Source organism: Polaromonas sp. (assembly GCF_041689105.1).
In the GTDB taxonomy this organism is placed as follows: Bacteria; Pseudomonadota; Gammaproteobacteria; order Burkholderiales; family Burkholderiaceae_C; genus Polaromonas.
In genome coordinates, this window is record NZ_JBDNGU010000008.1 from 14,465 (window position 1) to 35,067 (window position 20,603).

A 20,603-nucleotide genomic window follows, 5' to 3' on the forward strand; every position below is an offset into this window, starting at 1 on the left:
CGCAAGCAGCTATTAATTTAATAGTAACGCGGACCCGCGACCGCGCGGCATGAATGGCGGGTCAGGCCCGCGGTGACAGTCTGGGCAGTGCTGCCGTCACGGACTGCCAAGCGCCAGCAACACGTTCTCGGCGGTAGCCGGTGCCGTCATCGCCACAAGCTGCCCTTCACCCTTCACCGACCCCACCGCCTCCCGCAGCGCCTCATACACGCTGATCGCCAGCATGAAGGGCGGCTCGCCGACGGCTTTGCTGCCGCCTACGTTGTCTTCACGGTTCGCTTCTGGCCACAGGTCAACCTTGAAGTGTTCGGGGATGTCGCCGGTGGCGGGGATCTTGTAGGTGCTGGGCGCGTGGGTGGCCAGGTAACCCTTGTCGTTCCACACCAGTTGTTCTGTCGTCAGCCAGCCCATGCCCTGCACAAAGCCGCCTTCGATCTGGCCGATGTCGAGGGCCGGGTTGATGGAGGTGCCCACGTCGTGCAGGATGTCGATCTTGAGCACGCGGCTTTCGCCGGTCAGGGTGTCGATGGCGACTTCGCTGCAGGCGGCGCCGTAGCTGAAGTAATAAAAAGGCCGGCCGGTCAGCGTGGTCTTGTCGTAGTGAATCTTTGGCGTGCGGTAAAAGCCGTCGCTCCAGAGCTGGATGCGGTTGGCATAAGCGGTTTTCACCACCTCGTCAAAACTGCGTGTCTGCGTGGGGCTGCTGATCTTGCCGCCGGCAAAACGCACGGCGCCGGCGCCGCAGGTGTCCAGGCCGCTCACAAACGCCGCCAGGTTGTTGCGCACGTTGCGGGCGGCGTATTGCGCGGCGCGGCCGTTCAAGTCGGTGCCGGCGCTGGCGGCGGTGGCTGAGGCGTTGGGCACTTTGCTGGTGTCGGCTGCCGTGCAGCGCACGCGCTCAAAGGGCACGCCCAGCTCGTCGGCCACAATCTGCGCAACCTTGGTGTTCAGGCCCTGGCCCATCTCGGTGCCGCCGTGGTTCACCTGCACGCTGCCGTCGGTGTACACATGCACCAGCGCGCCGGCCTGGTTGAAAAAGGTGGCGGTGAAGCTGATGCCGAACTTGACCGGTGTGATGGCAATGCCGCGTTTGATGACCGGGCTGGCTGCGTTCCATGCCGAAATGGCCTTGCGCCGACGTCGGTAATCAGAAGTTTGCTCCAGTTTTGATAGCAACGGGGCGAGGATGTTGTCCTCGATCTTCATCTGGTAGTGCGTGGTGTTTCGTTCGTCGATGCCGTACAGGTTGCGCATGCGCACATCGAAAGGGTCGAGGCCGAGCTTGCGGGCGATGTCGCCGAGGATGGCCTCGATCACGATCACGCCCTGCGGGCCGCCGAAGCCGCGAAAGGCGGTGTGGCTTTGCGTGTTGGTTTTGCAGCGGTGCGAGATGATCTCGACGTCGCTTAAAAAGTAGGCGTTGTCGGCGTGAAAAATCGCGCGGTCAGCCACCGGGCCGGATAGGTCGGCCGAAAAGCCGCAGTCGGCCAGCATGGTGAGCTGCAGCGCGGTCAGCAGGCCGGTGTTGTCATAACCGGCGCCATAGTCGTAGGCAAAGGGGTGGCGCTTGCCGGTGACCATGAAGTCGTCGTCGCGGTCCAGCCGCAGCTTGACCGGGCATTTGAACTTGCGCGCCGCCAGCGTGGCCCACACGGCCAGGTGGCCGGCCTGCGTCTCTTTGCCGCCAAAGCCGCCGCCCATGCGCCGGCATTCGACGGTGACCGCGTTGTTCTCCAGGCCCAGCGCATGCGCCACCCAGTGCTGGATCTCGCCGGGGTGCTGGGTGCTGGAATAAATCCACCACTGGTCCTGCTCAAGCGGCAGGGCGTAAGCGACCTGGCCTTCGAGGTAGAAGTGCTCCTGCCCGCCGACTTCGAGCTGGCCGGTAAGCAGGTGTACTGACTTTTTGAGCGCAGCTTCGGGCTCGCCACGGCGCACCACCACCTTGGGCAACACATAGCTTTGCGCGGCGTGGGCGGCGCGCGGGCCGAGCAGGGCGGGCAGCGCTTCAATGTCCTGCTTTACCTTGCGCGCGGCGCGGCGCGCCTGCATCACGCTGTCGGCCACCACCAGGCCGATCACCTGGCCGACGTGCTGGACGGTGTCGATGGCGAAGATGGGCTCATCACCGACGAAGGTGGCGAGTATCTTGTCGCCGGGGATGTCGGCCGACAGCACCACGCCGCGCACGCCGGGCATGGCCAGCGCCGCGCTGGCATCAACGCCGCGCAGGCGTCCGTGGGCGACGGTAGACAGGATGGGCGCGGCATGCAGCGTGCCTTTGACCTCGGGAATGTCGTCGACATAGGTCGCGCTGCCGGCCACCTGGGCGCGAGCACTTTCGTGCGGGCGCGAGACGCCCATGGCCGGGCCGGGCGTGGCCGGGGCGTGTGGGGAGTTGGTGGCGGGCGCGATGTTGCGCTCGCCGGCATCGGCCGCGCCGCCGGGGCCGCCGCCCGTGGCGGCTGTGAAGTCGCCGTCATCTTTTGCGGCGGCGGTGAGCTTGTCGTCGCGCTTGTTCATGCCCGGTCCCCAGCATTGTCATTGCGGGCTTGACCCGCAATCCACGTGGGCGAGGGGTGCGGCGTCATGGATCCCGGGTCGTCGCCCGGGATGACAAAGGATTCCAGGTTGATCTGCTGCATGCCCTGGCTTTCGAGCCAGAAGCGCTGCAGCAAATTACCGAGAACTTCACTGCGGTACGCGGCAGAGGCACGCATGTCGCTCAGCGGCGTGAACTCGCCGCGCAGTGTTTGCATGGCTTCACGCACCGTGGCCTGGGTCCACGCCTTGCCGTGTAGAAAGGCTTCGGTCTGCGCGGCGCGCGCGGGTACTGCGGCAACGCCGCCTGCGCCTATGCGGATGCTGGCGACTTTGCCGCCGTCGAGCTGCATGTTCAACACCAGGCAGACGGCGGAGATATCGTCGTCGTAGCGCTTGGAGATTTTGTAGGCGCGCAGGAATTCTTCACCGTCTGGCGGGCCTTCGCGGCGCCCCTCACCCCAGCCCTCTCCCCGGAGGGGCGAGGGAGCAGGTCCGCCCGGTGTTTTCCCCTCTCCCCCGGGGAGAGGGTGAGGGTGAGGGTTCCCCGATAGCGCCTGCTGCCGCGGCACCTTGATCCAGGCCAGCAGCTCATCGGGCGCCATCACGTTTTGGCGGTAGCCGGTGTACAGCGACTCCAGCGGCATCTCGCGGTGGCCGCGGGTGCTCATCAGCACGATGTTGGCGCCCAGCGCAATCAGCAGCGGCATGGCGTCGCCAATCGGCGAGCCATTGGCGACGTTGCCGCCCAGCGTGCCGGCATTGCGCACCGGCAAGCCGGAGAAGCGGTTGGCAAAGGTTTGCAGTTGCGGCCGGTCGGCCACCAGCGCGGCGAAGGCGTCACTCAGCGTGACGGCCGCGCCGATGGCGATGTGGTGCTTGTAGTGCTCCACGCGCCGCAACTCCTCCACGCGGGTCACGTCCAGAACCTGGTCGAACTGCCTGTGCATCTTGGTGACCCACAGGCCGACGTCGGTGCAGCCAGCGACGATCTGGGCTTCGGGGTGCGCGGCGCGGGCCTGCAGCAGCCCAGCCAGCGTGCGCGGAGAGTTATAAGCAAAATCGGCCTCCAGCCCTTGTGGGGCGGGCGTAAGCAGCTTCAGTTTTGATAGCAAGCCAACCTCGTCGATGGCCGCGGCAGGCAAGGCCGCCATCTGCTGCGCAGCGTCAAAAATCGGCCGGTAGCCGGTGCAACGGCACAAATTGCCCGACAGCTCCTGCTGCGCCAGCTCGCGCGTGATGGTTTGGCCCTGGCACACATGGTTTTGATACATGCCGAACATGCTCATGACAAAACCCGGTGTGCAAAAGCCGCACTGCGAGCCGTGGCAGTCCACCATGCTTTGCTGGGCCGGGTGCAGGCCGCCGTCCGCGCCGGCAATATCTTCCACCGTCCACAGCGCCAGGCCGTCGATGGAATGCGCCAGCTTGATGCAGCTGTTGACGGCCTTGTATTGAATGTGCCCGTCCACCGCCTCACCCAGCACCACGGTACAGGCGCCGCAATCGCCTTCGCCGCAGCCTTCCTTGGTGCCGGTGCAGCTGAGGTCCTCGCGCAGCACCTCCAGCAGTGTGCGGCTGGGTGGTACATTGGCGAGCGAGATGACCTCGCCCCCCCTGACGAATTGAATGGTTTTGAGAGGCGATTGCATGTCCATGTTTCCTAGGGTAAACCCAATCGTTCGGGGCAGGTATACCGATCGTCATATCAGCGCGATGTACAAAAAGGTATGAAAGACCAGGCCTTATTCGACAAGATAGACCTCCATCTCATAAGGGTCTTGAACACCGTGCTGACCGAACGCAGCGTTTCGCGCGCCGCCATCCGCCTTGGAATGTACCAACCCGCTGTCAGCGCGGCGCTCAAGCGTCTGCGCGAACTGGCGGGTGACCCCTTGTTGGTGCGTTCGGGCGCTGGAATGGTGCCGACCGACGCCGGCCTGCGCATGATCGAGCCCTCGGCGCGCATACTGCGCGCGGCCGAGGTGCTGTTCAGCGACGCGCGCGGCTTTGACCCTGCCACTGCCACCAGCACCTTCAGCCTGGCCGCCAGCGACTACATGGACCCGCTGTTTCTGCCGCAGCTGGTGGCGCAGATCAAAAACCAGGCGCCCTTGTGCCAGGTCGACATCCACGCGCTGTCCGGCGAGTCGGACTACCGCACCCGCCTGGCGCAGGGCGAATTTGACATCGTGATCGGCAACTGGTCGGCGCCGCCCGATGACCTGCACATGGCGCGCCTGTTCGGCGATGAGGTGGTCTGCCTGGTGGCCAAAGACCACCCGGCCACACGCCGTGGCTGGGACAGCGCCAGCTGGCTGGCAGCCGAACACATTGCGCCCACGCCGACGCACCCGGGCGCCAAGGGCGTGATCGACGCCTACCTGGACACGCTGCAGGTGCAGCGCAACATCACCGTGCGCTGCCCGCATTTCGGACTGATCCCCGCCATGGTGGCCGGCAGCCTGCTGGTATTGACCACTGGCCGCCAGTACTGCGAGCGTTTCACCGATGCGCTGCCGGTGAAAATCCTGCCCTGCCCCATCGACTTCCCGCGCATGATGTATTACCAGCTCTGGCATGAGCGTACACATGCCTCGGCCTCGGCCAAATGGCTGCGCGAGCGGGTCAAGGCGGTGGCGGCTTCGCTACAAAAAGAATAGCTGCTTGCGCCTGATACACAAGGGCTGGAGCCTTGAAACATATATAAAAACCAAGAGACAATGTCCGCTTCCACTGTTCCTTCCGACTCGCCTTCCGACCCGCCTTCTGTTGTCGCGCCGCGCCTGCAACTCACCGGCATCACCAAGGCCTACCCGGCGGTGGTGGCCAACAGCGATGTGGCGCTGACGGTGTTGCCCGGTGAGATTCATGCTGTGTTGGGCGAAAACGGCGCCGGCAAATCAACGCTCATGAAAATCATCTACGGCGCGGTCAAGCCCGATGCCGGCACAGTCCAGATCGATGGTCGCAGCGTGGTGGTACGCAACCCGCAGGAGGCGCGCGCGCTGGGCATCGCGATGGTGTTTCAGCATTTCAGTCTGTTCGACACGCTGACCGTGGCTGAAAACGTCTGGCTGGGCCTTAGCAAAAGCCTGAACCTGGCCGAGGTGTCGCGCCGCATCGTCGCCACCACGCAAGAGTACGGCTTGCAGCTCGATCCCACGCGGCCGGTGCACACGCTGAGTGTGGGCGAACGCCAGCGGGTGGAAATTGTCCGTTCGCTGCTGACCAACCCCAAGCTGCTGATTCTGGACGAGCCGACCTCGGTGCTCACACCGCAGGCCGTGGAAAACCTGTTTGTCACGCTGCGCCAGCTGGCTGAGCGCGGCTGCAGCATCTTGTACATCAGCCACAAGCTGCACGAGATACGCGCGCTGTGCACCGCCTGCACGGTGCTGCGCGGCGGCAAGGTCACCGGTGTGTGCGACCCGCGCGAGGAGTCCAACGCCTCGCTGAGCCGGCTGATGATTGGCGCTGAGCCGCCGGCGCTGGAGCATCACGAGCGGGCGGCTGGCGCGATGGTGCTGGAGGTGCGCGACTTGAGCCTGCAACGCGAGGACCAGTTTGGCGTGGACCTGCAGCAGGTGGCGCTACAGGTGCGGGCCGGCGAGGTGGTGGGTATCGCCGGCGTTTCGGGCAATGGGCAAAAAGAGTTGCTGTATGCGCTGTCGGGCGAAGACACACGCGCCGCGCCGCAGGCCGTGCAGGTCGCGGGGCAGGGCGTGGGTCGGCTCAACCCGGCCCAGCGCCGCGCGCTGGGCCTGTATTTTGTGCCCGAGGAGCGGCTGGGCCGTGGCGCAGTGCCGGCGCTGAGTCTGGCGCACAACATGCTGCTCACGCGCCGCAACGTGGTGGGCCGGGGCGGCTGGTTGCGCCTGCGTGCCCTGCGCGCGCAGGCGGCCTCCGTCATTGAGCGCTTCCATGTCAAGGCTGGCGGTCCGGGGGCGGCGGCGCAGTCGCTGTCGGGTGGCAACCTGCAGAAGTTCATCGTCGGGCGTGAGATTTCAGCCAACCCTTCGCTGCTCATCGTCTCGCAGCCGACCTGGGGGGTGGATGTGGGCGCCGCCGCGCAGATACGCGGCGAGATCCTGAAGCTGCGCGACAGCGGCTGCGCGGTGCTGGTGGTCAGCGAGGAGCTCGAAGAGCTGTTTGACATCAGCGATCGGCTCTACGTGATGGCCAAGGGTCAGCTCTCGCCGTCCATGCCGCGCGCGAGCGCCACGGTGGCGCTGGTCGGGCAGTGGATGAGCGGGCTGTGGAACGACCCCTCAACCCCGCCCTCTCCCCAAAGGGGCGAGGGTGCAGGAAAAGGGCCTTCGCTCCCTCTCCCTTCTGGGGAGAGGGCAGGGGTGAGGGGCGCCTCTGAAGGGGGTAACCATGTTCAGGCTTGAAGCGCGCCCCGAGCCGTCGCGGCTGTGGACTTTTGGCTCACCGTTGCTGGCGCTGCTGGTCACGGTGCTGATCGGTGTGGCGCTGTTTGTGGCGCTGGGCAAGGACCCGGTGCGCGGCCTGCAGGTTTTCTTCTGGGAGCCGGTCAAGTCGCCGTATGCACTGGGCGAGCTGATGGTCAAGGCCACGCCGCTGCTGATCATCGCGCTGGGCCTGGCCGTGTGTTTTCGCTCCAACGTCTGGAATATCGGTGCCGAAGGGCAGTTCGTCATTGGCGCAGTGGCAGCCGGCGGCGTGGCCTTGCTGGCTGACAAGACGACGGGGCCGTGGATCATCGTGGCCATCATCGCGGCCGGTGTGCTGGGCGGCATGGCTTGGGCCGGCATCACGGCGCTGCTGCGTGACCGTTTCAACGCCAATGAAATCCTGGTCAGTCTGATGCTGGTCTATGTGGCCGACATGGTGCTGAGTTACCTGGTGTTCGGCCCGTGGAAAGACCCGCAGGGCTACAACTTTCCGCAGACCAAAACCTTTGAGGCGGTGACGCAGATTCCGCGCCTGATGCAGGGCTCGCGCGTGAGCATCGGCATTTTTCTGGCACTGGCGGGCGCTGCGGCCTTGTGGGTTTTTCTGTTTCGCACCTACGCCGGTTTTGCCCAGCAGGTCGGCGGACTGGCGCCCGCTGCAGCAAGGTATGCCGGGTTTTCATCGCGCAAGGCCTTGTGGGTGGCGCTGTTGACATCGGGTGGCGCGGCTGGCCTGGCCGGTGCGCTGGAAGTCGCCGGCCCGATTGGCCAGCTCACGACCTATGTGCCGGCGGGTTACGGTTTTGCCGCGATCATTGTGGCTTTTGTTGGCCGCCTGCATCCGGTGGGCATGGTCTTTTCGGCGATCCTGATGAGCATGTTTTACATCGGCGGGGAGCTGGCGCAGTCGCGCCTGGGGCTGCCCAAGTCGCTGACGGGGGTGTTTCAGGGGCTGCTGCTGTTCAGCCTGCTGGCCTGCGACACCCTGATCGCTTACAGGATTGTCTCCCCCCCGAAGCGGCCTCCGACCGCCCCCCCCTCAAGGGGGCGCCACCAGTGGCCCGGCGAAGCCGGTTCCACGGCGGCCCCCGCGAAACACACAGACTGAAGAAGCAAACCGTGGAAAGTTACGCACTGCTGATTGCAGCAACACTGAGCGCAGGCACCGTGCTGGCGATTGCCGCGCTGGGTCTCTTGATCAACGAAAAGGCCGGCATCGTCAACCTGGGCGCAGAAGGCATGATGCTGTGCGCCGCGATTGCAGGTTTTGCCACGGTGGTGCACACCGGCAACAGCTGGCTGGGTTTTGCCGCGGGCATGGCCGCCGGTGCCCTGCTCGCTGCCATCTTCGGTGTGCTGGTGATCTGGCTCAACACCAACCAGTACGCGACCGGCCTGGCGCTGAGCATATTCGGGGCCGGGTTCTCGGCCTTTGCTGGCATCGGTTATGTGCAGGAAAAGTTGCCCGGGCAGGTGCAGTATGTGATCCCCTGGCTGGGCGACATTCCCTTTGTCGGACCGGCGCTGTTTCGCCAGCACCCCATGGTCTATATCGCCATGGCGATCACGCTGGGCCTGATCTGGTTTTTGTACCGCACCCGCGCCGGCCTGGTGTTGCGCTCGGTCGGCGAAAGCCCCGAATCGGCGCATGCACTGGGTTACCCGGTGCGGCGCATCCGCCTGATGGCCGTGGTGGCCGGCGGCGCGCTGTGCGGGCTGGCCGGCGCTTATGTCTCGGTGGTGTACACGCCGCTGTGGGTCGAAGGCATGATTGCCGGCAAAGGCTGGATTGCGCTGGCGCTGACGACCTTTGCGACATGGCGTCCGGCACGGGTGTTGCTTGGTGCTTATCTGTTCGGGGGAGTGACCATGCTGCAATTTCATCTTCAGGGCATGGGGGTGGATGTGCCGCCCCAGTTTCTGACGATGTTGCCTTACCTGGCCACCATCGTGGTGCTGGTGCTGATCTCGCGCAACCCGCGCTGGATCAGGCTGAACATGCCAACATCGATTGGCAAACCTTTCTACCCCGGTACATAATTGCGTGATTTTTCTTAACCGTCGCTACAGGAGACGACATGACTGACTTGCAAAAACGTTCATTGCTCAAGCTGGCTGCCCTTTCAGCCGTCGCTTCCGCCGCCCTGATCGGCTGCGGCAAAAAGGAAGAGCCCAAGCCTGCTCCGGCGCCTGCGCCGGTCGCCGCTGCGCCGGCACCGGCCAAGGCCGAGCCCCTGAAAATCGCCTTTGCCTACGTCGGGCCGGTTGGCGATGGCGGCTGGACTTTCGCGCACGACAACGGCCGCAAGGCCATTGAAAAAGAGTTTGGTGACAAGGTCGTCACCAGTTATGTGGAAAAAGTGCCGGAGTCGGCCGATGCCGAGCGCGTGATCCGTGACATGGCCAGCCAGGGCAACAAGCTGATTTTCGGCACCACCTTTGGCTACATGGAGCCCATGCTCAAGGTGGCGCCCGACTTCAAGGACGTGAAGTTTGAGCATGCCACCGGCTACAAGACGGCCGAGAATATGCGCACCTATGACAGCCGCACCTACGAAGGTGCCTACATGGCCGGTGTGATCGCCGGCAAGATGAGCAAAAACGGGAAGCTGGGCGTGGTTGGCTCGATCCCCATCCCCGAGGTGGTGCGCAACATCAACGCCTTCACGCTGGGTGCGCAGTCGGTCAACCCGAAGGTCACGACCAAGGTGGTGTGGGTCAACGAGTGGTTCAACCCGCCAAAAGAAACCGAAGCCGCCACCGCGCTGATCAACGGCGGCGCCGACGTGTTGTTCCAGAACACTGATTCGTCGGCCGTGTTGCAGACCGCCGAGAAAATGAACAAGCGCGCCTTTGGCTGGGACTCGGACATGACCGCTTACGGCCCCAAGGCCCACCTGGGCTCGGCCGTGATCAACTGGGGCCCGTACTACATCAAGGCTGTGAAAGACGCGCTGGACGGCAAGTGGGCGACGGGTCAGGTCTGGTGGGGCGTCAAGGAGGGCGCGATTGACTTGGTGTCGATGGCCGCTGACGTGCCGGACGACACCAAAAAACGCATTGACGAGATCAAGGCCGGCCTGAAAGACGGCAGCTTCTCGATCTGGAAAGGCCCCATCATGGACAACACCGGCAAGGAGCTGATCGCCAAGGACGTGGTGGCCGACGATAAATTCCTCGGTGGCCTGAAGACTTACGTCAAGGGTGTGGAAGGCAAAGTCCCCGGTAACTGATCACCGATGCTGTACGGTGGGGCGGTCCGAACCGCTGCACCGTGCAGTTGCAGTGCCCAAGCCGCCTGCGGGCGGCTTTTTTCATTTCTGGAGCTGACATGAATTCCGTTCGACCCGTCTCACCCGAGAGACTGCCCGAGTTGCTGCGCCTGATGCCCAAGGCCGAGCTGCACATCCACATTGAAGGCTCGCTGGAGCCTGAACTGATTTTTGCGCTGGCGCAACGCAACGGCCTCACCCTGCCTTACGCCACCGTGGAGGCGCTGCGCAGCGCCTACGCCTTCATCAACCTGCAGAGCTTCCTGGATATTTATTACGCTGGCGCCAGCGTGCTGATCCGGGAGCAGGACTTCTACGACATGGCGCAGGCCTATTTCATGAAGGCCGCTGCGGACAACGTGGTGCATGCCGAGCTGTTTTTCGACCCGCAAACACACACCGCGCGCGGCGTGGCCATGGAAACCGTCATCAACGGCCTGCACCGCGCCTGCGTGGATGCGCAGGCGCAGATGGGCATCAGCGCATCCCTGATCATGTGTTTCCTGCGCCACCTCAGTGAGGAAGAAGCGTTCGAGACGCTGGAGCAGGCCTTGCCTTACCGCGACAAAATCATCGGTGTGGGCCTGGACTCCGGCGAGGTCGGCAACCCGCCCGAAAAGTTTGCACGTGTGTTTGCGCGCTGCCGCGCGCTGGGCCTGCATCTGGTGGCGCACGCTGGCGAGGAGGGCCCGCCCGCCTACATCTGGACGGCGCTGGATCTGCTCAAGGTTGAACGCATCGATCACGGTGTACAGGCCATCCAGGACCCGGCACTGATGCAGCGGCTGGCCACCGACCGCATTGCGCTGACGGTGTGCCCGCTGTCCAACCTCAAGCTGTGTGTGTTTCCGGATCTGGCACAGCACAACCTGCGCCAGCTGCTGGACGGCGGCCTGGCGGCGACCATCAACTCGGACGATCCGGCCTACTTTGGCGGCTACATGAATGACAACTTCACGCAGACCTTTGCGGCGGTGGGTATGCAGGCGCAGCACGCGTACACCCTGGCACGCAACAGCTTCGAGGCGAGTTTTATCGACGACGTACCGCGTCGCGCGCACATGGATCGGCTCGACGCCGTTTTTTCTGCTTTCGAGTGAGGACTTTCACGACCGCCCGGGCCGGGCCTGCCAGGCCCTCAGCATCACGGTTTGATGTAAGCGAAATTTTCGCGCGACTGTAGCTGGCCGACACGGACCACGCCCGAGGGTGTGAACTCCGCGTCCAGGCTGAACTGCTCTTTCTTCAAGTTGCGATTTTTCAGTGTGATTTCGCACACCTCAAAACGCACGCCGCGTGCCTTGAGCGCGCTGACCAGTGAGCCGTACTCCACGTTGGGGTTCTTTTTGTCTTTGGCGTCCTGAAACAGAAAGTCAACACCATCGGAATGGGTGACCACCACAATTTTTGTGTCGGGGGCGACGTCCAGGTGGTTGCGGATATTGCGCAGGCCTTTGGTGGCCTGAACTTCGGCGTTGTCGATGTGGTAGACCACTTTGTCCTGGGCCCAGGCCGTGCTACCCAGTGACAGTGCCGCAAAAGCAGCCAGAAAGCCAAACAGGACTTGGCGCATTGAGTGACGCATGGGGGTCTCCTTATATAAGTGTTGAATGATATTAGTGGATCACAGGATGGCTCGCAAGAGCATTTATCCCGTGTCCCTGGAGCCTCATCGCGACGATTCACGCAGATTTTTACGGCCGCAGGTGCGCAGGCGCAGCATGCCAGCACGCTGGCGCGCGAAAGTTTTGAGGAGAGTTTTAGCGACCTGGCGGCCAAACGCCGTCTCATCAGCGGTCTGGACGAATGTTTTGAGACTATTTCTCAAGCCACGGGGCCCAAGAGCCGATGCACCCAAAGTCCGACAGGCTCCTGACCGCGCAGCTTGCTCACAACAGCGAGTGGCGGGGTCCTTCGGGCTCTGGCGGCATACCTAGCACCGTCCGCACGACGAGCATCAGCGCGTCGGCTTCAAATGGCTTGGTGACGTAGCCATCGGCGCCGCCGGCCAGCCCCTTGAGTACGGCTTCCCGGGTCGCTTTGCCGGTCAGCATGATGACCGGCACGTTTTTAAGCGCCGGGTGCTGACGCAGCCGGAGCAGGATGTCAAAGCCGTCCGCATCCGGCAGGACCACGTCAAGAAGAATCAGGTCGGGCGCCGGCGTTTTTCGGAACTCGGTCACCACTTCGGCCCGGTTGCTGGCCACCCGCACATTGAAGCCTTCGAAGGACAGATAACTCTGGATGAATTTGGCCAGCATGGGCTCGTCGTCCACCACGATGGCGGACAGGGCCTGACCGGGCGGACGCGCCGGCGCAGGGCCGCGCGGCCTGGCGATCCGGACGTAGTAACCAGCTTTTTTGAGCGAGGCGGCGCCCGAGTCGGCCTCGGCTTCGGCCTGGGTCACGGCGAAATGGTTCAACCTGGCGGTGAACTGTTCGGTGAAGGGATCAACCTCCGCCAACACCACCAGCTTTTTGTCCTGCAGGTTCATGAACGCCACCGTGAACGCGCCGCTGCTGGCGGTGGTCATTCCTGCTCTGAGCTGGCCGAGCGTCTGGGAGCCGTCAATTCGCACCATCAATTCAAGCGCGACCGGATCAAAGGTGCTTGCCCCGCTGCGCATTTCCTCCTGACCCAGGGAGGTCAGCGTATAAACTTCGTTGTCTTGCATCTTTGCGGCTTTCTTGGACGAGGCCCCTGCTTCTGGCAGATTGCTGGAGATTATCGCCTTTCAAAACAGTCGACATCAGTACTTGCCTTGGGTACCCGCAACGACATACTATGATCTGGCGGCATTGACTGCGGTATCCCCATGAAACGTCTTCTCCTTTCCTTGGTCCTGATGTGTCTGAGCGCCAGCGCGGCCGCCCAGTGGACGCCGGTCATGGTCGATGAAATGGTGATCACCTACATAGACCGCGACACCGTGCGCGGACAAGGCGGCAAGGGCGGCCTGGTGCGCATGTGGTGGCTGATGGACTACCAGCTGGTGCAGATCACCGACGAAAGAGGCTACTTTTCGCGTCTCAACCACAGCGAATTCGATTGCAAGGGCCAGCGCCAGCGCCTGCTGTCGGTCGCGTTGCTGTCCGAACGCATGGGCCACGGCCGGGTGGTGTTCGAAGATGCGGTGCCGCGCAAATGGATGCCGGTCAGTGACGGCTCCTTCCACGACGCGTTGTTGGACATTGCCTGTATCAGTTATTAATTAGCCCCAAGGTGGAAGTAGAGCCCCCACGTTCGCTCGCTGCGCGTAGCTCTTTGCCCTCGGGGGGCGTTGCGCCTGCGGGCTGGCAAAGCCAGTCCCGCGGCTCCTGCTTGTAAAGTGAAGAGGACGACTCCCGGCTAAAATAGGCTTCACTAGCGTGCTGTCCCGGCGCGATGGTGTTTTTTTATTTTCCGGGGCCATGTAGAGGACCACCATGTATAAAAACCTCGCTGCCGCGCTCGCGGCCGCCTGTTTTATTTCACCCGTTTTTTCCCAAACCTCCGCGCCCGCCAAAGACCCTTTGAAGATCGGCTTTGTCTATGTGGCGCCGCTGACCGACGCCGGCTGGGTGCGCCAGCATGAAGAAGGCCGCAAGGCCGTCGAGGCCGCGCTGGGCGGCAAGGTCAGCACCACGTACGTCGAAAACGTCGCCGAAGGCGCCGATGCCGAACGCGTGATTCGCGACCTGGCGCAGCAGGGCCATCAGCTGATCTTCACGCCCAGCTTTGGCTACATGGAACCCACGCTCAAGGTCGCCAGGGATTTTCCGGACGTCAAGTTTGAGTCCATCACGGGCTACAAGATGGCGCCCAATGTGGCGGTCGCCAACGCGCGGTATTACGAGGGCCGCTACCTGGCCGGCATCGCGGCGGGGCGGCTGGCGTCCAGCGCCGGGTATGTCGCAGGCTTTCCGATTCCCGAGGTGATCCAGGGCATCAATGCCTTTACCTTGGGCATGCGGTCGGTCAACCCCGGGGCGGAGGTCAAGGTGGTCTGGCTGGGCGCCTGGTTCGACCCGCCGCGCGAACGCGAAGCGGCGATGACACTGTTCAATCAGGGCGTGGAGGTGATCGCCTTCCACACCGGTTCGACCGCCGTGATGGCTGCGGCGCAGGAGCGCGGCAAACTCGCAATTGCCTACCACTCAGACATGCGCAAGGTCGCGCCTGATGCGCAAGTGCTGGCCGTCACGCACCAGTGGGGGGACTACTACACGCGACGCGCGCGCGCCGTGCTTGACGGCAGCTGGAAAAGCGCGTCAGTGTGGGCCGGTGTGAAGGAAGGCATGATCAGCGTCGGCAGCTTTGGCCCCAAGGTGCCGAAAAAAGTGGCCGATGAGGTGCTGGCGCGGCAAAAAGGCATTGCCTCGGGCAAGCTGCGCCCCTTCGCCGGCCCGATCACTGACAACGAGGGCCAGCAGGTGCTGGCTGCTGGCAAGGCGTTCACGGACGAGCAGATCCTGGGCATGAACTTCCTGGTGCAGGGCGTCCAAGGCAAGCTGGTCAAATAACGGTTATCCGCGATGGAATATTGCCGGGCCGCGCCGCTGCGGTAACCTTGCAGGCATGAAAGCCTGGCGTGCCTCCGTTCTTTATTTCACCGCCCCGGCGCAAGCCGTTCTGGAAACCGATGGCCTGCTGGTTGTCGGGCCGGACGCCAGCGGTCGGCAAGTGGTGCAGGCGCTCGGTGCCTACAAGCAACTGGCGCCGCAGTTTGCCGATGTGCCAACCGAGAACCTGCCGGGCCGCATCATCGCGCCCGGCTTTGTGGACATGCACATCCACTACCCGCAGCTCGACGTGATCGGCTCGCCCGCCGAGGGGCTGCTGCCGTGGCTGGAGAATTACACCTTTCCGCATGAAAGCCGTTTTTCGGATGCCACGCACAACAGCGAGGCGGCGGCGTTTTTCGTGGACGAACTGCTACGCCATGGCGTGACCACGGCGCTGACTTTTGCGACCTCGCACCCGGAATCCGTCAACGCCCTGTTTGCCGAGGCGCAGCAGCGCCAACTCCGGCTGATCACTGGCAAGTGCCTGATGGACCAGCATTGCCCGGAGGGCGTGCGCGACCAAACCGATCAGAGCCTGATCGACACCGAAGCGCTGATCCGCCGCTGGCACGGCGTGGACCGGCTGGGTTACGCCATCACACCGCGTTTTGTGCCCAGTTGCAGCGAGGCGCAACTGCGCGGCGCCGGCGAGCTGGCCGCGAAATATGCCGACGTGTGGATTCAATCGCATGTGGCCGAGAACAAGGACGAGATTGCCTGGGTGCGCGAGCTGTATCCGAAGGCACGCAGCTACCTCAGTGTGTACGAACAGTTTGGCCTGCTGCGTCCGCGCGCCGTGTACGCCCATTGCATTCATATTGATACCGAAGACCGAGCGTTGATGCGTGATACCGGCACGGCGGCAGCGGTCAGCCCGACCAGCAACCTGTTTCTGGGCAGCGGGTTTTTTGACTACGCAGCCGCCGACCGCAGCGGTTTTTTATACGGCCTGGCCAGTGATGTCGGCGGCGGCACCAGCTTCAGCCCGTTTCACACCATGCTGGCGGCGTATTACGTGGGGCGCGAAGGCCAGACCAAAACCGGCCTGTCGCTAAGCCCGCAGCAACTGTGGTGGCAGCACACCGCAGGCGCGGCGCGCGCGCTGGGGCTGGAAGGCGTTGTCGGCAACCTGCTGCCCGGATGCGAGGCCGACTTCGTGGTCCTCAACCCGCAGGCGACACCGCTGCTGGCCCGCAAGACGGCGCAGGCCGGCAGCCTGGACGAGCTGCTTTTTGCGCTGATTGTGCTGGGCGACGACCGGGTGATAGCGAAGACCGTGATTTCTCAAGCCGAATCGACCTCCAGACCCTGACTGACGGCCACAAGAGGCTATTAATACGGTTGTGTATTCAATCATCTGGATAAGCGGCACTTTGTGGGCGGGAGCTGGCCGACGGGGCACTCAGCTACGCGAATGTCCCCCGGAACAAGCGCAGCCTGTTCCGAGGGACATGAGCGCAGTCGCTCACCCAAGCTCTTTGGCTTGCCCATGCCGCAACCGGATTTCTTGTCTTTCGAAGGCAAGTTGGTATAAGACGCTAGCGAATGGGTCTCTGGCCGGCATCTGTCCGGGCTTGCCTACAATCTAGCCAAATAGAGGAACTCCGCGCAATGAGCATCAAAAGCGACAAATGGATACGCCGCATGGCCGAGAGCACTGGCATGATCGAACCCTTCGAGCCGGGTCAGATCCGCGAAAGCGAAGGCAGGAAGATCATCAGCTACGGCACCAGCAGCTATGGGTACGACATTCGCTGCGCGCCCGAGTTCAAGGTCTTCACCAACATCCACAGCACGGTGGTGGACCCGAAAAACTTCGATGAAAAGAGTTTTGTTGACTTCCATGGTGACAGCTGCATCATCCCGCCCAACATTTTTGCGCTGGCCCGCACCATGGAGTACTTTCGCATTCCACGCAACGTGCTGACCATCTGCCTGGGAAAAAGCACCTATGCCCGCTGCGGCATCATCGTCAACGTCACCCCTTTCGAGCCTGAGTGGGAAGGTTATGTGACGCTGGAGTTTTCCAACACCACGCCGCTGCCCGCCAAGATCTACGCGGGCGAAGGCTGCGCGCAGGTGCTGTTCTTCGAGAGCGACAAGGACGACGTCTGCGAGGTCAGCTACAAGGACCGTGGCGGCAAGTACCAGGGGCAGGTCGGGGTGACCTTGCCCCGGGCCTGAGTCAGCGGCAAGCCTTATCGCTGCGGCATGTCCTTGACGGAGTAACCCAGGCTCACCGTCGCATCGGCCGGAATCGCTGGCATGGCCGCGTTCCAGTGCTCCCACGCTTCCCGCATGGCTGCCAGGCGTGCAGGCTCGCGTCCCGCGAGGTTGGCGCGTTCCCGTTCATCGGCGGGGAGGTTGAAGAGGTACTCGTTGCCGTCCACCACCAGGTACTTCCAGTCCCCGTCGCGCAACGCGCGCTGCCCCCTGTGCTTCATTCGCCAATGCAGCGGGCGCTGAAATTGATGGCCGGGCTGTTGCAGCACCTGCAGCAATGAGACGCCGTCAAGGGAATAGTCGGAATGCGCTGCAACGCCAGCGGCATCCAGCAGGGTGGCGGACCAGTCCATGGTCATGCAGTGCTGCTCACTGACGCCACCCGCTGGTATCTGCGCCGGCCAGTGCGCGATCCACGGCACGCGGATTCCGCCCTCGGTCAAATCCATTTTCCCGCCCACCAGGGGCCAGTTGTCCGAAAAACGTTCGCCGCCGTTGTCGCTGGTGAAGACCACCAGGGTGTTGTCGGCCAGCCCATGCCGGCGCAGCGCGTCCATCACCTGGCCGATGCCTTCATCCATGTGGTGGATCATGCGGCGGTAGCTGTGGATGTTGCCGCCGTGCAGATGAAAAATGTTGTCCTTCACTTCCTGCGCCAGTGCTTCGTCGTCACGGGTTTCCCAGGGCCAGTGCGGCGCGGTGTAGTGCATGCTCAGAAAAAAAGGCGTGCCGGCTGTCGCCCCGCCGGCCATGCGTTCGATGTAGTCCACCGAACGTTGCGAGATCAGATCGGTCAGGTAGCCGTTTTCCTTTTTTTCTTCCTCGCCGAACCACAGGTCGTGCGTGCCATTCGATGAGCAATGCGTGAAGTAGTCCACACCGCCCGACATGGGGCCGAAGAACTCTTCATAGCCCGAGCGCAACGGGCCGAACGCAGGCGGGTAGCCCAAGTGCCACTTGCCGATCAGGGCGGTGCGGTAGCCGCTGGCCCTGAGCAGCGAGGGCAGGGTCGGGTGTTCGGGCGGCAGTCCCAGCGTGGTGCTGCCGCGGCTTTTGCTGTTGATAGGCTCCTCGGCGGCGCCGCGCAGACGGTACTGGTAGCGGGCCGTCATCAGCGCGAAGCGGGTCGGCGAGCAGACCGGCGAATTTGAATAGCCCTGGGTGAACCTGATGCCTTGGGCGGCCAAGCCGTCGAGCACCGGCGAGACGGGTGCGCGGCCGCCGTAGCAGCCGAGATCGGCGTAGCCCAGGTCGTCGGCGACGATGAAGATGATGTTGGGGCGCTCACTCATAAATTCAGTTGCTCGCCAGGAAGTCGGTGGCTTGCACGATGCGACTCCAGCCCTCAGTGTCTTCACGCATGGTCATGGGATCAGTCCAGGCTCACGCCCGTGGCCTTGATGGGTTTCTCCCAGCGGGCCAGGTCGGCCCGCTGGGCGGCTGCGAGTTCGGCCGAGGTCGAGCCTATCGGCTCGTAGCCGAGCTTGAGCATGCGTTCCCGCATGGCAGGCGTTTTCACCGCGCCGGCCACAGCCTGCTCCAGTCGGGTCAATACGTCGGCCGGCAGGCCGGCGGGGCCATACATGGCGAACCAGGCCGTGGCCTCCATGTTGATGCCCGATTCCTTGAGCGTGGGCACTTCGGGCACTTGAGGGTCACGACTCGCCCCTGTCACAGCGATGATGCGAACCTTACCGCTGCGGTGCAGTTCGGTGGTTTCAGAGACAACATCAAATTTGTAGCCGATGTGGCCACCCACCAGAGCGGTGTTGGCCGGTGCACCGCCCTGGAAGGGAATGTGCGTGAGCGGGACGCCCGAGCTTTGCTCCAGCAGAACGCCCATGAAATGCGGCAGGGTGCCGAGCCCCGGCGAGCCGTAGCTCGCGCTTGCCGGATCGGCCTTGGCCCTGGCGAGCATTTCCGTCACGGTCTTGACATTTGTTGCCGGACCGGAGACCACGCCGAACTGGAAGCGGGCGATCTGGGAGATGGGCGTGAAGTCCTTGACCGCGTCGTAGTCGAGTTTTTTATAGACGTGGGGGAAGAGCACCATGGGACCGCTGGGCAGGATGATCACCGTCTGGCCGTCGGCTTTGGCCGCCTTGACCGCCGCGAGCGCGATACGCCCGCTAGCGCCTGGCCTGTTTTCGACCGTCACCGGGCTGAAATCGTCCCGCACGGCATCGCCGATCAGGCGCGCCAGGACATCGGCAGAGCCTCCCGGGGGAAAGCCCACGAGGATGCGCAGCGGCTGCGGCGCTTTGGTCTGCGCCAACGCAGGAAAGGCCGCAAGGGTGCAGGCGGCGAGGATGAACACTGGGGCGAGCGAAAGTTTTGAGGGCATGACTGTCTCCATTTTTCTGCGTTGCGGGTTGCGTTGCGTTGCGTCCTGACTGTAGTCCCCTCACAATTGATTGTTCTAATCAACCATCCCCCGGATTTACACGTATGTCCGCTTCTTCACGCCTGGCGAGCCCGGCATCCCTCGATGACCTGCTGCTGTACCGGCTCAGCCGCCTGCTCGGTGTGGCGGGAACCCAGGTCACCCGCCTTTGCGAGGGGCGGTTTGGCATCACGCGGCGGGAATGGCGGGTGCTGGCACTGCTGGCGCAGAACGAAGGCCTGCTGTCCTCGCAACTGGCCGAGCGCGCGCAGCTGGATCGGGCACGCACGTCCAAAGCTGTTACCTCGCTGGTGGGCAAGAAGCTGTTGCGCCGCGATATCCGCCCCGGCGACCGCCGCAAGGCGACTCTGGTGCTGACCGAGTCCGGCCGTGCAATCCATGAGGAACTGTTTCCGCTGGTGCTGCAGATCAACCGCCAACTGCTGGCCTGCATGCCTGACATGGAAGTGGACCGTTTCAGCGCAGCTCTCGATGCCCTGCAACAGCGCGCAGACGGCCTAAGCTTGCCGCCGGGTTTGCCCAAGGCCGACCGCAGGCGGGGGGGCGGTCTGCGCAGCGTCTTGGAGTCTCGGCAGGACTCGCGCAGCTTGGGCCGACGCCTTGTCAGGTAGAGGCGATGCGGGAGGAGGTGTCGTCCTGCGACCGGGCAAGACGCCAGTCTGCAGAGGAGGCCGCTATTTCACCAGCAGCACCGGAATTTCCGAGTCGGTCACCACGCGCTGGGCCACGCTGCCCATGACGACGCGGCCAAACAGGCCGTGGCCGTGGGTGCCCATGACAATCATGTGGGCCTTCTCGCGTTTGGCGGTGCGCAGGATTTCAGCGCTGGGTGACCCGACTGTGGGTGCGATACGGAAAGCGATCTTGTGGCGCGTGAGAAAACGCTCGATGGGCGCCAGCACCTTTTGTGATTCGTCCGCATAGTAGGCGTTGACCTCGCCCGAACCCAGCATGCTTTTGACACGGTTCGGCACCGGTGCCTGTACATTGAGCACGACCACTTCGCCGTCAGGGCCGGCCAGGCTTTCGTGCGTGACAAGAAAAGCCAGGGCTTTTTTGGTGTATTTGCTGCCGTCGGCGGCGAAAACTATTTTCATGAAGTCTCCTGGTAAAAAATGTCAGCGTAACACCAGCACCGGCACGCTGCTGTGCGTGAGCACGTGCTGGGTCTCGCTGCCCAGCAGCAGGCGCTTGATGCCC

General features: G+C 63.4%; 19 protein-coding genes. 11 read left to right on the forward strand and 8 right to left on the reverse strand.

The annotated features are described in order from the left end of the window. Positions 1–96: 96 nt before the first annotated feature. The gene (gene xdhB / locus ACESMT_RS00720) at positions 97–2,523 is read right to left on the reverse strand and encodes a xanthine dehydrogenase molybdopterin binding subunit (protein WP_372824265.1); all 2,427 of its coding nucleotides are present in this window, start codon (positions 2,521–2,523) and stop codon (positions 97–99) included. Then, positions 2,520–4,199 (reverse strand): FAD binding domain-containing protein, encoded by a 1,680-nt coding sequence (locus ACESMT_RS00725; protein WP_372824267.1) that lies wholly within the window; start codon positions 4,197–4,199, stop codon positions 2,520–2,522. The genes xdhB and ACESMT_RS00725 overlap by 4 nt, the downstream gene beginning before the upstream one ends. A 72-nt stretch (positions 4,200–4,271) precedes the next feature. Between ACESMT_RS00725 and ACESMT_RS00730 the strand changes: the two genes are divergently transcribed. The 6 genes from ACESMT_RS00730 to ACESMT_RS00755 all read left to right on the forward strand — a co-directional run bounded on the left by ACESMT_RS00730 (position 4,272) and on the right by ACESMT_RS00755 (position 11,331). Further along, complete coding sequence (locus ACESMT_RS00730) at positions 4,272–5,204, forward strand: LysR family transcriptional regulator (protein WP_372824269.1); 933 nt, start codon at positions 4,272–4,274, stop codon at positions 5,202–5,204. A gap of 60 nt (positions 5,205–5,264) precedes the next feature. Then, entirely contained in the window at positions 5,265–6,935 is a 1,671-nt protein-coding gene (locus ACESMT_RS00735; protein ID WP_372824271.1) for an ABC transporter ATP-binding protein, read from the forward strand. After that, on the forward strand, positions 6,922–8,067 hold the full coding sequence (locus ACESMT_RS00740; protein WP_372824273.1) for an ABC transporter permease: 1,146 nt from the start codon (positions 6,922–6,924) through the stop codon (positions 8,065–8,067). The genes ACESMT_RS00735 and ACESMT_RS00740 overlap by 14 nt, the downstream gene beginning before the upstream one ends. An 11-nt stretch (positions 8,068–8,078) precedes the next feature. After that, positions 8,079–8,999 (forward strand): ABC transporter permease, encoded by a 921-nt coding sequence (locus tag ACESMT_RS00745; protein WP_372824275.1) that lies wholly within the window; start codon positions 8,079–8,081, stop codon positions 8,997–8,999. Positions 9,000–9,037: 38 nt separating this feature from the next. Next, positions 9,038–10,192 carry a BMP family ABC transporter substrate-binding protein gene (locus tag ACESMT_RS00750; protein ID WP_372824277.1) on the forward strand — a complete coding sequence of 385 codons (1,155 nt, stop codon included), beginning with the start codon at positions 9,038–9,040 and terminating at the stop codon, positions 10,190–10,192. 98 nt (positions 10,193–10,290) lie between these two features. Continuing rightward, positions 10,291–11,331, forward strand: a complete 1,041-nt coding sequence (locus tag ACESMT_RS00755) for an adenosine deaminase (protein ID WP_372824279.1) — start codon at positions 10,291–10,293, stop codon at positions 11,329–11,331. A gap of 44 nt (positions 11,332–11,375) precedes the next feature. Here the strand turns inward: ACESMT_RS00755 and ACESMT_RS00760 are convergent, their stop codons facing one another. Both ACESMT_RS00760 and ACESMT_RS00765 read right to left on the reverse strand, forming a co-directional pair. Continuing rightward, positions 11,376–11,816 carry a DsrE family protein gene (locus ACESMT_RS00760; RefSeq protein ID WP_372824281.1) on the reverse strand — a complete coding sequence of 147 codons (441 nt, stop codon included), beginning with the start codon at positions 11,814–11,816 and terminating at the stop codon, positions 11,376–11,378. 304 nt (positions 11,817–12,120) lie between these two features. Next, positions 12,121–12,906, reverse strand: coding sequence for a response regulator transcription factor (locus ACESMT_RS00765; protein WP_372824283.1), 786 nt, complete (start codon positions 12,904–12,906; stop codon positions 12,121–12,123). Positions 12,907–13,047: 141 nt separating this feature from the next. Here ACESMT_RS00765 and ACESMT_RS00770 point away from each other — a divergent pair, with 141 nt between their 5' ends. From ACESMT_RS00770 to dcd, 4 genes are all read left to right on the forward strand, one after another. Then, positions 13,048–13,443 carry a surface-adhesin E family protein gene (locus tag ACESMT_RS00770; protein WP_372824285.1) on the forward strand — a complete coding sequence of 132 codons (396 nt, stop codon included), beginning with the start codon at positions 13,048–13,050 and terminating at the stop codon, positions 13,441–13,443. Positions 13,444–13,657: 214 nt separating this feature from the next. Continuing rightward, a complete protein-coding gene (locus tag ACESMT_RS00775; protein WP_372824287.1) occupies positions 13,658–14,734 on the forward strand; it encodes a BMP family ABC transporter substrate-binding protein in 1,077 nt (358 codons plus the stop codon). Between the two features lie 55 nt (positions 14,735–14,789). Beyond that, a complete protein-coding gene (guaD, locus tag ACESMT_RS00780) occupies positions 14,790–16,088 on the forward strand; it encodes a guanine deaminase (RefSeq protein WP_372824289.1) in 1,299 nt (432 codons plus the stop codon). A 299-nt stretch (positions 16,089–16,387) separates the two neighbouring features. Continuing rightward, entirely contained in the window at positions 16,388–16,960 is a 573-nt protein-coding gene (dcd, locus tag ACESMT_RS00785; RefSeq protein ID WP_372824291.1) for a dCTP deaminase, read from the forward strand. A gap of 14 nt (positions 16,961–16,974) precedes the next feature. Here the strand turns inward: dcd and ACESMT_RS00790 are convergent, their stop codons facing one another. Then, on the reverse strand, positions 16,975–18,291 hold the full coding sequence (locus ACESMT_RS00790; RefSeq protein ID WP_372824293.1) for a sulfatase: 1,317 nt from the start codon (positions 18,289–18,291) through the stop codon (positions 16,975–16,977). An 80-nt stretch (positions 18,292–18,371) separates the two neighbouring features. Beyond that, positions 18,372–19,343, reverse strand: coding sequence for a tripartite tricarboxylate transporter substrate-binding protein (locus ACESMT_RS00795; RefSeq protein ID WP_372824295.1), 972 nt, complete (start codon positions 19,341–19,343; stop codon positions 18,372–18,374). 104 nt (positions 19,344–19,447) lie between these two features. On the opposite strand from ACESMT_RS00795, the gene ACESMT_RS00800 reads away from it, so the two are divergent. Next, complete coding sequence (locus ACESMT_RS00800; RefSeq protein WP_372824297.1) at positions 19,448–20,014, forward strand: MarR family winged helix-turn-helix transcriptional regulator; 567 nt, start codon at positions 19,448–19,450, stop codon at positions 20,012–20,014. Between the two features lie 63 nt (positions 20,015–20,077). Here the strand turns inward: ACESMT_RS00800 and ACESMT_RS00805 are convergent, their stop codons facing one another. Both ACESMT_RS00805 and ACESMT_RS00810 read right to left on the reverse strand, forming a co-directional pair. Beyond that, positions 20,078–20,500: a universal stress protein gene (locus ACESMT_RS00805; RefSeq protein WP_372824299.1), complete on the reverse strand. Its 423-nt coding sequence runs from the start codon at positions 20,498–20,500 to the stop codon at positions 20,078–20,080. Positions 20,501–20,521: 21 nt separating this feature from the next. Continuing rightward, on the reverse strand, positions 20,522–20,603 hold an 82-nt coding region (locus tag ACESMT_RS00810; RefSeq protein ID WP_372824300.1), incomplete at its 5' end, for a universal stress protein.

Coding starts and splice junctions, on each gene's coding strand:
- xdhB (WP_372824265.1), bottom strand. CDS start 2,523: ATGAACAAGCGCGACGACAAGCTCACCGCCGCCGCAAAAGATGACGGC.
- ACESMT_RS00800 (WP_372824297.1), top strand. CDS start 19,448: ATGTCCGCTTCTTCACGCCTGGCGAGCCCGGCATCCCTCGATGACCTG.
- ACESMT_RS00760 (WP_372824281.1), bottom strand. CDS start 11,816: ATGCGTCACTCAATGCGCCAAGTCCTGTTTGGCTTTCTGGCTGCTTTT.
- guaD (WP_372824289.1), top strand. CDS start 14,790: ATGAAAGCCTGGCGTGCCTCCGTTCTTTATTTCACCGCCCCGGCGCAA.
- ACESMT_RS00770 (WP_372824285.1), top strand. CDS start 13,048: ATGAAACGTCTTCTCCTTTCCTTGGTCCTGATGTGTCTGAGCGCCAGC.
- ACESMT_RS00790 (WP_372824293.1), bottom strand. CDS start 18,291: ATGAGTGAGCGCCCCAACATCATCTTCATCGTCGCCGACGACCTGGGC.
- ACESMT_RS00735 (WP_372824271.1), top strand. CDS start 5,265: ATGTCCGCTTCCACTGTTCCTTCCGACTCGCCTTCCGACCCGCCTTCT.
- ACESMT_RS00750 (WP_372824277.1), top strand. CDS start 9,038: ATGACTGACTTGCAAAAACGTTCATTGCTCAAGCTGGCTGCCCTTTCA.
- dcd (WP_372824291.1), top strand. CDS start 16,388: ATGAGCATCAAAAGCGACAAATGGATACGCCGCATGGCCGAGAGCACT.
- ACESMT_RS00805 (WP_372824299.1), bottom strand. CDS start 20,500: ATGAAAATAGTTTTCGCCGCCGACGGCAGCAAATACACCAAAAAAGCC.
- ACESMT_RS00730 (WP_372824269.1), top strand. CDS start 4,272: ATGAAAGACCAGGCCTTATTCGACAAGATAGACCTCCATCTCATAAGG.
- ACESMT_RS00765 (WP_372824283.1), bottom strand. CDS start 12,906: ATGCAAGACAACGAAGTTTATACGCTGACCTCCCTGGGTCAGGAGGAA.
- ACESMT_RS00775 (WP_372824287.1), top strand. CDS start 13,658: ATGTATAAAAACCTCGCTGCCGCGCTCGCGGCCGCCTGTTTTATTTCA.
- ACESMT_RS00725 (WP_372824267.1), bottom strand. CDS start 4,199: ATGGACATGCAATCGCCTCTCAAAACCATTCAATTCGTCAGGGGGGGC.
- ACESMT_RS00795 (WP_372824295.1), bottom strand. CDS start 19,343: ATGCCCTCAAAACTTTCGCTCGCCCCAGTGTTCATCCTCGCCGCCTGC.
- ACESMT_RS00755 (WP_372824279.1), top strand. CDS start 10,291: ATGAATTCCGTTCGACCCGTCTCACCCGAGAGACTGCCCGAGTTGCTG.
- ACESMT_RS00740 (WP_372824273.1), top strand. CDS start 6,922: ATGTTCAGGCTTGAAGCGCGCCCCGAGCCGTCGCGGCTGTGGACTTTT.